Origin of the sequence: Roseibium sediminis (genome assembly GCF_008711325.1) — a bacterium.
GTDB lineage: Bacteria > Pseudomonadota > Alphaproteobacteria > Rhizobiales > Stappiaceae > Roseibium > Roseibium sediminis.
This window is the reverse complement of record NZ_VXDB01000008.1, coordinates 101,336-114,636: the sequence shown is the minus strand read 5'-3', so window position 1 is coordinate 114,636 and position 13,301 is coordinate 101,336. Positions and strand designations below refer to the sequence as shown.

General features: G+C 59.2%; 9 protein-coding genes and 1 tRNA gene. 5 read left to right on the top strand and 5 right to left on the bottom strand.

The features are described from left to right. Positions 1-5: 5 nt before the first annotated feature. The 3 genes from F0155_RS09990 to F0155_RS09980 all read left to right on the top strand — a co-directional run bounded on the left by F0155_RS09990 (position 6) and on the right by F0155_RS09980 (position 5,981). The gene (locus tag F0155_RS09990; RefSeq protein ID WP_150524366.1) at positions 6-974 is read left to right on the top strand and encodes an Hsp33 family molecular chaperone; all 969 of its coding nucleotides are present in this window, start codon (positions 6-8) and stop codon (positions 972-974) included. A gap of 198 nt (positions 975-1,172) precedes the next feature. Next, complete coding sequence (locus F0155_RS09985; protein WP_150524365.1) at positions 1,173-2,570, top strand: efflux RND transporter periplasmic adaptor subunit; 1,398 nt, start codon at positions 1,173-1,175, stop codon at positions 2,568-2,570. Positions 2,571-2,582: 12 nt separating this feature from the next. Next, complete coding sequence (locus F0155_RS09980; RefSeq protein ID WP_150524364.1) at positions 2,583-5,981, top strand: efflux RND transporter permease subunit; 3,399 nt, start codon at positions 2,583-2,585, stop codon at positions 5,979-5,981. A gap of 3 nt (positions 5,982-5,984) precedes the next feature. Here F0155_RS09980 and F0155_RS09975 read toward each other — a convergent pair whose 3' ends face one another. Next, positions 5,985-6,635, bottom strand: a complete 651-nt coding sequence (locus F0155_RS09975) for an alpha/beta family hydrolase (RefSeq protein WP_150524363.1) — start codon at positions 6,633-6,635, stop codon at positions 5,985-5,987. Between the two features lie 78 nt (positions 6,636-6,713). Further along, positions 6,714-7,514 carry a transporter substrate-binding domain-containing protein gene (locus F0155_RS09970; protein WP_208999217.1) on the bottom strand — a complete coding sequence of 267 codons (801 nt, stop codon included), beginning with the start codon at positions 7,512-7,514 and terminating at the stop codon, positions 6,714-6,716. A 270-nt stretch (positions 7,515-7,784) separates the two neighbouring features. Here F0155_RS09970 and F0155_RS09965 point away from each other — a divergent pair, with 270 nt between their 5' ends. Then, the gene (locus tag F0155_RS09965) at positions 7,785-9,497 is read left to right on the top strand and encodes a glycosyltransferase family 2 protein (protein ID WP_208999216.1); all 1,713 of its coding nucleotides are present in this window, start codon (positions 7,785-7,787) and stop codon (positions 9,495-9,497) included. 23 nt (positions 9,498-9,520) lie between these two features. Here the strand turns inward: F0155_RS09965 and F0155_RS09960 are convergent, their stop codons facing one another. The 3 genes from F0155_RS09960 to F0155_RS09950 all read right to left on the bottom strand — a co-directional run bounded on the left by F0155_RS09960 (position 9,521) and on the right by F0155_RS09950 (position 12,302). After that, the gene (locus tag F0155_RS09960; protein ID WP_150524360.1) at positions 9,521-11,068 is read right to left on the bottom strand and encodes a permease; all 1,548 of its coding nucleotides are present in this window, start codon (positions 11,066-11,068) and stop codon (positions 9,521-9,523) included. Further along, a complete protein-coding gene (locus tag F0155_RS09955; RefSeq protein ID WP_150524359.1) occupies positions 11,065-11,862 on the bottom strand; it encodes an ABC transporter ATP-binding protein in 798 nt (265 codons plus the stop codon). Before F0155_RS09955 ends, F0155_RS09960 begins: the two co-directional genes overlap by 4 nt. Positions 11,863-12,228: 366 nt before the next feature. Next, a tRNA-Gly gene (locus F0155_RS09950) sits at positions 12,229-12,302 on the bottom strand. 201 nt (positions 12,303-12,503) lie between these two features. On the opposite strand from F0155_RS09950, the gene F0155_RS09945 reads away from it, so the two are divergent. Further along, positions 12,504-13,295, top strand: a complete 792-nt coding sequence (locus tag F0155_RS09945) for an ion transporter (RefSeq protein WP_150524358.1) — start codon at positions 12,504-12,506, stop codon at positions 13,293-13,295. Positions 13,296-13,301: the final 6 nt, after the last annotated feature.

Genomic DNA, 13,301 nt, shown 5'->3' with positions numbered 1-13,301 from the left:
CTTGCGTGGCAGTGAATCTCGAGGAATTTGGCGTGACACCCGCCGGACCGGATGCGGTTCGTCCTTTTTCGGTGGAAGGCCTTGATGTTCGCGGTCGCGCAGTTTCCCTTGGTCCGGTCATTGACCGGATCCTGTCCCGGCACAAGTATCCGGAGGCGGTCTCCCGCCTCCTTGCCGAGGCAATGGTCCTGACCAGCCTGCTTGGAACGTCCCTGAAGTTCTCCGGCCGTTTCACGCTTCAGACCAAGACCGATGGTCCGGTCAACATGCTGGTCGTGGATTTCTCTTCTCCCGACGCGCTGCGCGCCTATGCCGCCTATGATCAGGCCTCGGTCGAGGCTCTGGTTGCAGACGGAACCGCCTCTCCGGAAAACCTGCTTGGCCGTGGCCATCTTGCCCTGACAATTGATCAGGGGCGCCACATGCAGCGCTATCAGGGGCTTGTCGAACTCGACGGCGTCTCCCTGGAGGAGGTTGCCCGTCGCTATTTTGATCGCTCCGAGCAGATCCCCACCCAAATTCGTCTTGCGGTGAGCGAGCTTTTCACCCGTGAAGAAGGGCATGAGCCGCGACACAGCTGGCAAGCCGGTGGCATCATCGTGCAATTCCTGCCGGAAGCACCGGATCGCATGAAGAAGGCCGACATGGACCCCGGAGACGCGCCGGACGGGACATCGACACATGAGCTGGATGAGGACGATGCCTGGGTCGAAGCCAAGGCGCTTGTCGAGACGGTCAAGGACGTGGAACTGACCGATCCGCAAGTGTCCGTCGAAACCTTGCTCTATCGCCTCTTCCATGAGCGCGGCGTTCGCCTCTATGAACCCCAGGTGATTGCGGACAAGTGCCAGTGCTCGCGTGAAAAGGTCGAGGGCATTTTGTCCAGCTTTGGCGAGGAAGAGCTTGAAGACATGAAGGAAGACGGCAAGGTCGTTGTAACCTGCGAATTCTGCAGCACCCGCTACGAATTCTGATCTTCTGGATCAGCGCGGATTTCGGCACGTTTTCCGGCTCGAGCGATACAGTCTGATACAATTTCCTTGGTTGTATTACCCCACGGGAATAACCATACATTTCCCAATGCCGGTGGCAGGTTCAAGTGAGCCAATTTCCTCTTTGATCCGTATAGGTCTCCGGTAAGAATGCATGCCGGAAATGGCCAAGGGGGATTGATGTTGAAGTCTGTAGATCAACCGCGCAGTGAAGCTTCGCCTCCGGTTGAGTATGACTTGCCCTCCGAGCGCCGTAAAACCAGCCCTGTGCAACTCGTTGCAAAGGCGGGATTGCAGACCCTCATCGCGCTCTTGGTCCTGTTCCTCGCGGTGCAGGGCATGAACTATCTCGTGGCGACGAAACCCGATGTTCCAAAGCGTGCCTTCAGCGAAAAATCCTATCCCGTTGACGTTGTTGCCGTTCGTCAGGCCGATCATACGCCGACCATCCTTGTCTATGGCGAGGCAACAGCAGGCCGCACCGTTGACCTGCGCTCGCTTGTTGCCGGTGAAGTTGTTTCCGTCCATCCGGAACTGAAGGCAGGTGGGCAGATCGCCAAGGGCGACGTGATTATCTCCATCGACCGGTTCGACTATGAAGGGGCAGTGACCGAAGCCCGGGCAAGCCTTGTTGAAGCTCAGGCAACTCTTGTCGAGCGCAAGGGGCGGGTCGAGCTGGAGACCGCCAATGTCATCCGTGCCCGCGAGCAACTGGAATTTGCCCAGAAGGATCTGGAGCGGGCAGAAGACCTTCTGAAACGCGGCTCGATGACCGAGCGAACCGTTGACGAACGTCGCCTGCTTGTCTCGCAGCGCCAGCAGAACCTTGAGCAACGCCAGAATGCCCTGACCCTTGAAAGCGCCAAGGTCGACCAGCAGGAAGCCGTGATCGATCGCCTGAAATGGCGGCTCGAAAATGCCCGCCGCCAGCTGGATGACACAGTGCTGAAAGCCCCGTTTGATGCGGTTGTCCGCTCCGAGGGGGCGCAGGTTGGGCGACTGATCAACGTCAATGATGTGGTTGCCTCGATCTTTGCCAGCGACGAGCTGGAAGTCCGCTTCACCCTGTCGGACGAGCAATATGGCCGTCTGGTCTCCGAAGCAGGCACTGTCGTTGGCCGCAAGGTTAAGGTGCAGTGGCAGCTTGGAAACAAGACTGTCCGATATGATGCCGTCATCGACCGGATCGGCGCCGATGTTGCCAGCACCCGAGGTGGGGTCGATGTCTTTGCCAAGATCCGCAAGGGGGAGGGGCAGACGCCACTGCGTCCGGGTGCCTTTGTCGAGGTGCTGGTTCCGGACCAGACCTATGTCCAGTCCTTCAGCATTCCCGAAACCTCGATCTACGGCAATGACACGGTCTATGTCGTGGTCGAGGAGCGTCTGGTCCCCCGAACTGTCACGCCGCTTGCCTTTGACGGGGCCGAAATCATCGTGAGCGGTGACCTTGCCAACGGTGAGAGCTTGTTGTCGACCCGCATTCCCGAGGCCGGGGCCGGTCTGCTGGTTCGTCCGGCAGGAACGCCGGAAGCGGGCGCTGCCCAACCGTCCGACGCCCAATCCTCAGGCACGAAGTAAGGGGAGGCTGCCATGATCGCCGGTAAGTCCTCCCGAAACCTCATCGAGGTCATCGTTCATCACGCCAATGTGGCCAACCTGATCATGGTGCTCATGGTCCTGTTTGGTGTGTATGGTCTTGCAAAGCTGAACACCCAGTTCTTCCCCACGGTGAAGATCGACACGATCACCGTCACGGTGCCCTGGCCCGGGGCCAGCGCGGAAGATGTGACCGCCAATATTCTGGAAGTCATCGAGCCTGAGCTGCGGTTCCTCGACAATCTCGATCAAGTCACCTCCTATGGCCGAGAAGGCAGCGGCACGGTGGTGCTGGAATATATTGAGGGAACAGATCTGCAAAAGGCCCTGTCGGATGCCGAACAGGCCATGGCGGGCATCACGACCCTGCCGGAGGACAGTGAAACGCCGACGATTTCGGCGGTCACCTTCACCGATGGTGTCGCCAAGCTTGCCCTGCGGGGCCCATTCTCCGAGGAAGCGCTGAAGCAATTTGCAAAGAAGATCCGCGATGACCTTCTGGAACGCGGCATCGACAAGGTCTCGCTCAAGGGATACCGCTCGCCTGAATACGTTGTCGAAGTGCCGGAGCGCGAGCTGCGCCGGCTCGACCTGACAGTTTCAGATATTGCCCGCGCCGTTTCCGGGAATACGGCGGATCTTCCCGCTGGCACGCTGGACGGCGGTGTGGAACGCCAGATCCGCGCGATCGCGGAAGAACGCTCTTCCGGGTCCATTGGCCGGGTTGAGGTCAAGTCTCTTGCAAGCGGCGAAAAGACCACGATCTCCGACATCGGCACGGTCTTCCGCGACTATAATGACGGAGACAATCAGGGCTTTTCGAAGGGCACCCGCGCCATCGAGATCGAGGTGCTGCGCGTGGAAGCGACCGACACCCTCAAGGCGGCCGAAATCCTCAACACCTATCTGGATGAATTGCGTCCGCAGCTGCCGCCCACATTGGAGCTGCTGCAATATGACGTTGGTGCCAAGCTGGTGCAGGACCGCATTTCGCTTCTGGTCGAAAACGGCCTGACGGGCCTCATCCTCGTCGTCGCGATCCTGTTCCTGTTCCTCAATGTCCGCATTGCCTTCTGGGTTGCCGCAGGTATTCCCGTTGCCATGATGGCAACACTCGGGATCATGTGGCTGATGGGGGAGAGCATCAACATGATCTCCATGTTCGCGTTGATCATGATGCTCGGCGTGATCGTGGATGATGCCATTGTGGTGGGAGAGCATACGGCGACACGTCAGGCCATGGGGGATACTCCCGACGAGGCGGCGATCAATGGCGCGAAGTTCATGCTCGCCCCCATTCTGGCAGCAGGCGCGACCACCGTTGCCGCTTTTGTTCCGATCCTGATGATCGGCGATGTGCTTGGCCAGATCATGGGCACCTTGCCCGTGGTTGTTGTGGCTGTGGTTATCGCCTCTCTGGTCGAATGCTTCTTTATCCTTCCGGGCCATCTGGCGCATTCCCTTGGAAAGCAACCTGCCTGGAACTGGTGGCGTGTGGTGCTTCTGGCCGCGTCTCCGGCCGTCTTTGTCAGTGCGCTGGCCCATCAGCCGGATGCGTCCGTTCCGCCCTATCTTGATGGCGTGGCTGTTCCCGCAAGAACGGCGCTGGAAATGCTGGGCCCGATCGCCTTCCAGGGCGTCGTTGTCCTTGGCTGCTTCCTTTTGGCGGTTGGACTTGAAATCCTCTTCCAGCGACGTCGGCATCGCAACGAGAAGCTGGGCATGTCCGGCCAGCCAAGCTGGTTCCGCCAGCGCTTTGATGCCGGTTTTGACTGGGTTCGCGACAATCCCTTCCACGGCACCGTCCGTCTCGCGGTCAACTGGCGCTATGTGACACTTGCCCTCGCGGTCGCCGCAATGATTTTGGCGGTGGGCCTGATGCGTGGTGGCCGGGTCGGGTTCACATTCTTCCCGTCGCCGGAAGCGGAAAACCTGTCCGCATCGATCTTCTTCCATGCCGGTCTGCCGGAAGAACAGGCGATTGAGGGCATCCGCCAGATCGAGCAGGCGCTTTGGGATGTGTCGGATCGTTTTGCCAGGGAAACCGGAGAAGGCGTTGTTGTCTCGGCCTATGCGACCTTGGGACAGGCCGGGAACAATCGAGGCGACAACGTTGCCAACATCAATGTCCAGCTGACCCGCTCGGAAGTGCGCCATGTGCGCACGCCTGATATCGTTCGTGCCTGGCGCAAGGCAGTGCCGGATATTCCCGGTGCGTCCCGCGTGGCCATTTCCGAAAGACGTGGCGGCCCTCCGGGGCGCGATCTCGATATTCGTCTGACCGGCCCGTCTCTTCGTGACCTGAAGGCCGCGGCGATGAAGCTGCAGGATGAGCTGGCCTCCTATCCGGGCACCAGTGGCGTGACCGACGACTTGCCGTTTGGCAAGCCGGAGCTTCTGGTTGAACTGACGCCGCGCGGTCGGGCGCTGGGCTTCACCGTGCAAAGCGCGGCGCGCCAGATCCGTGATGCCTTTGAGGGCAACATCGCCCGGCGCTTTGCTGAAGGCGATGAGGAAGTGACCGTCCGTGTGCGGCAGGTTTTCGAGGGCGGCGGCACCGCGGCACTTCGTCAGCTCTCTCTTCGGACACCGGGCGGCGAGTTCGTGCCGCTGACAGAGGTGGTGAACCTTCGCGATGCGCAAGGTTTCTCCGTCATTCTGCGGCGCGACGGCAAAACGGTCGTCTCCGTGGTGGCCGACGTGGACAGCACGGTGACCTCCAACAGCGAGATCATCGCCAATCTCAAGGAAGCATTCCTGCCTGATCTGGCAGAGCAATATGGCTTCACCTATTCCTTCGCAGGTAAGGCCGAAGAACAGGCCAATGCCTTCTCCGATCTGCTCACCGGCGTGATCATGGCCGTTGCCGGGATCTACATCATTCTGGCGGGGATTTTCTCAAGCTATTTCAGGCCGATCATCGTCATGTCGATCATCCCCTTCGGAGTGGTGGGGGCCATCGTCGGGCATTATGTGATGGACTACAACTTGACCATCCTGAGCATGATCGGTCTTTTGGGCCTGGCGGGGATCCTGGTGAACAACTCGATCATTCTGGTCGCCCGTTTCGAAGAGCGGCAGGCGCTTGGAGAAGGTCTCAGGCAGGCGGCAGTTGAAGCGAGCTGTGATCGTCTGCGGGCGGTGTTCCTGACATCCCTGACCACGATTGGCGGGCTATTGCCGCTGATGTTCGAGACCAGTCTTCAGGCCCAGTTCCTGCTGCCGATGGCTATTACGATCGTGTTCGGTCTGGCAACGGCCACTGTTCTCGTGCTCGTCCTGGTTCCGGCGCTTCTGGCAATTTCCGACGATATATCCGGTCTTGTCTTGCTGCGGCGAACAGGTGTCGGCGAGCCAAGGTCCGACGGGCGTCAGCTGACACCCGCCGAATAAGGGTCACACGGACAGCAACCGATTGGCGAACTCCACGGTGTTACGGGCGGCAATGTGGATATTGCCGTCCAGCGTCGCCGGGTGGTTGCCTCGCGGGCCGAAGTCGTGGTTGCCGTCGCCCAGATAGGAAATGGTTACATGGCTCGGCAGAGTAAGCGACCCCAGTTCCTCCTGTGAGCCGAACGGATCGCGTTCGCCCTGCTGGATGAGGACAGGGCGCTGAGCCCCTTCAAGCGGTTCCATCCGCCACGGGGCATCTGCCTTGCCTGTCGGGTGAAAGGGATAGCCATAACAGGCAACGCCCTTGACCCGGCCGGGCAGGGAGGCTCCACCCGCCAGCATGGCCGAAACGCGACCGCCCATGGATTTTCCGCCGATAAGGATCGGTCCATCGGCCTCTTTCATCAGGGTCTGCAAGGCCGTCTGGAATTCGCCGATCAGCTTTTCGGCCTTTGGCGGGGGGCGCTTGCCGCCGCCCTTGCGGCGCTGGGCCATGTAGCCGAATTCAAAACGGGCAACGGCCATTCCTTCCTTGGCCAGAGCGCCAGCCAATTTCTCCATGAAGGTGGAGTCCATGGGCGCACCCGCTCCATGGGCCAGAAGAACCGTGGCAACAGGGTCCGCGTCAGGTCGTGTCCAGAGGAAGTCGGTCATGGAGGATAGGCCGTTCATGGTTTGAGGGTAGGCACAGGTGTGCGGTTAAAGGTTGGAACCGCCCGGCGCAATGGAGTTTCAGAAAAAACTCAGCGGAAAATAACGCAGGTAAAGCTCGCGATAGGTGCCGTTCTGGTAAACCTGCCGAAGCGCGTAATTGATTGCTTCCAACCTGTCCCGGTCGTCCTTGCGCAGCGCAATGGACAGGCCTTCGTCAAAGAAACCGGGCTCCAGCCACGGACCGCCGACAAAGGTGCAGCAACCGGCAGATTCTTCTCCGCGCAGCCAGAAGGAAAGCGACAATCCGTCGCCGAAATGCGCGTCGACCGTGCCATCCTTCAGGGCCTGACGGGCATCTGAAACCTGATCGAATGTCACGATGTCAGCTCCGGGCCAGAACCTGCGGATGAAAGCTTCATGCCGGGACCCGGTTTCAACTGCAATCTTTCGGCCTTCCGGAAAGGCGGGATTGAAGGTGGAAGAAGGATCCTCGCGCACTGCAAATCTTGCGGGAAGCTTCAAATAGGGGTCGGAAAAGGACAGGACGATTGCACGTTCCTGCGTTTGGGCGAGCCCTGCGATGACGGCATCCGCCTCTTCTTCCTCAAGGGCCGGGATCAATTCGGAGAACGGCTTGATCCGCAGCGAACACGAGCTTTCCAGCACATTGCACAGCGCTCGCGCCAGATCGATGTGAAAACCGGTCAAGCGGCCATCGGTATCCCGAAATACAAATGGGGGATGTTCATCGGTGGAGACGAACTGGATCTTGTCCGGAATGTTCGCGGGTTTGTCGACGACTGCCTTTGGGTCCCAGAAATTGGGAATGGTTTCGGCCTGCCCCAGAGGAGCCCCAAGAAATGCACTCGAGATTGTCAAAATTAACAATACTGAAAACTTTTGAAATACAACCATTGAGTGCATCTTCGTTTTATGCCTAACTTCCCGCCGCAGGGTAATCTTCAAAGTTTTTCGGCGCCAATGCGCCCACCAGAATTTTTCAAGTCTTGCACAGTGGGGGACAGTTGCATGACGATCCAGATTTCCGGTGAACTACAGGTACTTTTAGCACGGGGAATATCAAAGTCATTAGTCACAACCGCAATGCGATACGCACCCTCTCAGGGTGTGTCTGCATGCGAGTATCTCGTGCAGCGAAACCTCTTGTCGGAAGCGGCGGTCTACAGCGCCTTTGCCGAACATTGTGACGTTCTGTTTCTGCCCAAGGGGAGTTTTCGGGTCAGCACCGTCAATGACGTACCGGTTCATCTCGGGTCCTTCAATTGTGGTCCGATCCTTGTCGGAATTCATTCGGGCAAACCTGTTTACGTCATCTCTCCGGACTACAACCGGTTCGAGCTGGTCAAGGATCATCTCGACCGTCATCCGGAAATCAGGCGCCAAATCCGGATTGTCGAGCCGTCAGCCATGGCCTTGGCGGCGGAAATCATGAACTCACCGGCGTCAGACCTCGAGTGTCGCTATCCGCGCCTATCTGCGCGTAAAGAAGGGCGCGGCCTGCGATGGGGCGGGTTTGCTCTCGGGCTCACGACCGCGCTCGTCGGAATGAACCTGCCGGTGATGGCCTGGTTCTGGACGTTCATGATGTTCATGGCTCTTGCCTGCCTGATGATGGGCGGCGCGCGGATCGCCAGTGCGGTGTCCACTTGGCACGATCCGATGGAGTACAAATTGCCCGGATCGCTCGCCAGCCGGAACATCATCTGGCCGGGTTATACGGTTCTCGTGCCGCTCTACCGCGAGGCAAATGTCGTGCCCGAGCTGGTGACCTCGCTCGCCCAGCTCGACTACCCGATGGAAAGCCTTCAGGTCCTCTTTCTCGTTGAATCCGACGATCGCGAGACGCTCAATGCCTTGCGGGGCGAGCGCCTCTCGTCAGCCATGGATATCCTCGTTGTTCCCGATGGTTATCCGCGAACAAAGCCTCGGGCGCTGTCTTATGGGCTGGCCGAAGCTACCGGCGACTACATCACCGTTTTCGATGCCGAGGACCGGCCCGAGCCGGACCAACTGAAGAAGGCGGCCGTGATGTTCGCCCAGACCCCAGAAACGGTTGCCTGTCTTCAGGCGCGGCTCACCATCGACAATGCAAATGACGGGTTCCTTTCCCGCCAGTTTGCGTTCGAATATGCCTGCCTGTTCGATCAAATGCTCCCGTGGCTGTTTCGCCTCGGCATCCCGTTTCCGCTCGGCGGCACGTCGAACCATTTCCGCAAGCGGGCGCTCGATCAAGTCGGCGGCTGGGACCGGTTCAATGTCACCGAGGATGCGGATCTGGGCGTTCGTCTTGCCCGCTTCGGGTTGCGGCTGGGGGTGATGACCAGCTCAACCTACGAGGAAGCGCCCGTAACCCTGTCCGGCTGGTTGGCCCAAAGGACCCGCTGGTACAAGGGATGGCTCCAGACAATCGGGGTGCATATGCGCCAGCCCGCAGACTTGCTGCGCGATGTCGGACCGAGAAACTTTCTGGCGCTGGCCGCGCTTTTTGCCGGGGCGCTATCGCTTATCGCCCTTCATCCGGTGTTCTTTGTTCTGCTGTTTGCCTATCTCATCGGTCTGGTGCAGCTGCCAGGCCCGGAGACCGGCGTCGAGATCGTCATGCTGGGCCTGTCCTTCGGCGGTTCAGCCATCGGCTATCTCGGGTCGGTTATTGCGATCTGGAAGGCCGGAGACCGTCGACAGTTTGGGCCACAGCTTTTCGACATGGTTAGCTTGCCGCTCTACTGGTTCTTCACCGGCATCGCGTTCTATCGCGCGGTCTGGGAACTATTCGCGCATCCCTACCGCTGGAACAAGACAAGCCACGGTCAGGCGCGCCACCGCGTTCGGGTAAGGACGTAAGACAAGCCTTCGCAATGAGCGCCTCAGTTTGTTGCGTTATGCTTCGGCCTGATGCTCCATGAAATTCCAAGCACGATAAAAAGCAGGGCGAGAGGCAATAGCGCCAACGGGCTACCCGCCGCCACGAGTGCTGTCCCGCCTGCGCAGGCGATAGACGCTCCAGCCTCGGCAAATGTCGAGGCTTTTGAGGCGACCTGACGCCTGCGAAAGGTCGTGCGTTTGGCTTGCGCACGGAACCAGAGTTGAATCAGGATCGCGCTTCCTGCGGCGATCATTGCCCCGATGAAGGTCACGACTGCGCCCGCAAGAGAAACGACTGCCATCCCGACGGTAATTGGCAGCAGCACTGCTGCGATGAGAGCCAGAGCAGCCAGCGCTTTCGCACAAAGGCGCGTGAATGCAGAGATGGGGGCCGTCGCGATAAGATCGGGGGCGTCCTCACCCGAGATCGTGAGCCAGGCCAAACCGCCCGCAAGCTGGCCAACTGCCATGACGACAACGGGTGCGACGAGGACGGAAATCTCGGCAGTTTCGCCGAAACTGATCCAAAGCATCACGGCAGGCGGGATGAGATAGAGAACCTGCATCAGCGTCTGGGAAACAAGCCAGGGATCGCGAGTGATCAGTTTAAGTTCCTTGTGAATGAGCGTGCCGAGCACCGGGCGGCGGCGAAAGGGTTGCTCCGCTGCGCGTTTGTGAGGTGTATTTTCAGAAACGCCGAGCGCCATCACGACAATGCGTGGGAACTGGACTGCGCCACACCAGGCAGCCGCAGCAAAAAACGCAAGGGATGCTCCGAGCATCATCACCACGATATCCGCTTGTCCGGCCACTGCGTGAGCCGGGAACCACCAGATCGAGTTTGCGGCTGGCACATGAACGGCCAGAAAGTCTGCATCAAACAGCGCGAACCGCGACATTGACCCGAAGGACAGGATTGCAACCACCTGCATTCCGATCAGGAAGGCCGCGCCGACGACCGCAGCCAGGATCTGCGCATAGAGCCGCGTGCGCCGGGCCCCAGCCGTTCTGAATAATGCGAGTGTCATCAACACGCCCGAACCGGTGGCGGTCAGCGAAGCGGCGAGGATGACCAGATAGCCTGCAAGCCACCGTTCCCCGCCGAGCGATGCTGCAACGTTCAGGAATGGCGAAATGACCAGCGCAGACATCACCCAATTGGTTGCGGCCATCATGGCGATACGGACGAGAAACAAGTCTCGGGAAGGCGCAGGCGAGGACAGGATCAGATCAAGGTCATCGCGGGCGTAAAATGCACGCGTCACGGACTCGATCATCTGCGACAGCATCATGGTGAAGCTGAGCACCACAGTGACCGAAATCACGGCCAGCGCGGTTTGGTCGAATACAAACCCGTCGGCAAAATGGGGTGACAACACGGCGTAAGCGACAAAATGCAGGATCGCGTAGAACGCGCCCATGCCGATGAGTGTCCGCCGCAGACCTGTCTTGCGCCATCCCGAGAATATCCAGGCCCAGTCGCGCCAGGCGAGCCTTAGTTCATGCCGCGTAAAGCGCATCAGGGCAGGCAGTGCCATTGTCTGGCTCATGCCACTTTCTCGTCAATGTGCAGGGGAGCTCCCGTCAGCAGTTCACCTTTTGAGCCGCCACCAACGATTTCAAGAAAGATATCTTCCAGGGAATTGCCATCAGCGCTGGCCCGCGCACGCAATTCCTCCAACGTCCCTTCGGCAACGAGCTGTCCGCGAGCGATGATCCCGATCCGGTCGGCCATGCGCTCTGCAACTTCGAGGATGTGCGTTGTCATGATGACCGTCACGCCTTGTGCCACGAGGTCGGTCAACACCCGTTTCACTTGTCGGGCGGATCCTGCATCAAGTCCAGTGAGCGGCTCATCAAGGATGATCAGGCGCGGTTCATGGATCAAGGCACCCGCAAGCGCCACTTTCTGCCGCATGCCTTTCGAGAACCCGCCGCATCGCTCGTTTGCGTGGGGGGCAAGGCCGAAAGCATCGAGCAGGGTATCGGCCTTATGACGTGCGAAATCCACGTCCATGCTCCAAAGGCCTGATACGAATTCAAGGTATTCAAGCGGTGTCAGCTTGTCATAGACCATTGGTTCGTCCGGAACCCAGGCCAAGACCTGTTTTGCCGCAATCGGCTCTGCGAAGGCATCGATGCCGCAGATCCTCACCGAGCCTGCGTCGGCCTCAAGCAACCCCGCGACCATACGAAGGGTCGTTGTCTTTCCCGCCCCGTTTGGCCCCAGCAGGGCATAAAACTCGCCCGCCCGCACAGTCAACGAGAGTCCGTCTACTGCGGGCTCTGTGAAGTGCTTGCGAAGATTGAGAATATCGAGGGCGGCGGGGCTGGAGGGCGGCATCAGTCACTCGTTTCAAAGACGTTTGGGGCACCTTACGTATGGGATGTTTAGTTAGTGTAAAATTGGTCAAGGGTCCTGTGCCGAGGCATCTTGAGCGCATAAGGCCTTCGCGCGGCTGATCGAAACCTTAGAATAGGGCGTTTGGGCACTTCGCTGAACTCCCGATCCCTCGAAACAGCAATGACAAACTGACATTGGGTGATCGTAAGGGGGAGGGGGAGGTGGATCGTCTCCAACAGCGTCGGAGGGGAGCCCCTGACCCGGTTTCGGGCGAATAGTATGGGCGATAGCAGCTGGCAAAACGCGGCCACACGCCTTCCCGACAAATGGAAGGAAAACCGAATTTCAGACTGGCTGTTGGGGGATTGGAGCGGGTGAAGGGAATCGAACCCTCGTCTTAAGCTTGGGAAGCTTCTGCTCTACCATTGAGCTACACCCGCGATACTGTCACTTCTGCTCCCGGTCCCGGGGACTGTCAAGAGGCTTCCCGGACGTCTGGCGTTGAAGGATGTGAGCAACTGGGCAAAGGGGTGAAAAAGGTTGGGGTCCGCATCTTGCGAATGGGCAAGTGAACAGCCATTTTCCCGCCAGCACACCTGCCACTGCAGCCTGTAGTGGAGATTTACTGCACGCGGGGAACCATGCGCGACACCATCAAGGCACTGGTCACATCCAAACGCTGGGAAATGGCGATCATCGGCCTGATCGTCATCAATGCGGTTACGCTCGGTCTGGAGACAAGCCAGACAGCAATGGCGCATATCGGCGGATTTCTGGTTGCCTTCGACAACCTCATCCTCGCCGTCTTCGTGATCGAGATCATCTTGCGGCTCTATGCACACGGGCTGAAGTTCTTCCGCGATCCCTGGAGCATCTTCGACTTCACCATTGTGGCCATCGCCCTTGTTCCGGCAAGCGGGCCGTTTGCGGTGATGCGTGCCCTTCGTATCCTGCGCGTGTTGCGCCTGATCTCGGTGATCCCTTCGCTTCGCCGCGTGATTGGTGGCCTTATTGCCGCCCTGCCGGGCATGGGGTCCATCGTCGTGCTGATGGCACTGGTCTTCTACGTTTTCTCCGTGATGGCGACCAAGCTCTACGGTTCAGCGTTCCCAGAATGGTTCGGGAATATCGGCCTGTCTGTCTACACGCTGTTTCAGGTGATGACGCTGGAAAGCTGGTCCATGGGCATCGTGCGCCCCGTTATGGAAGTCTACCCCTGGGCGTGGCTGTTCTTCGTGCCCTTCATCCTGTGCACGGCCTTCACGGTCCTGAACCTCTTCATCGGTATCATCGTCTCAGCCATGCAGGAGGAACATGAAGCCGAAGCGGATGCAAACCGGCAGGCGATCCATGACGATACGGGCCTGATCCTTGAAGAGGTCAAGGCCCTCAGGAAGGAACTGAAGGAACTTCGCGATCAGGTCGGGAAATAGACAGCA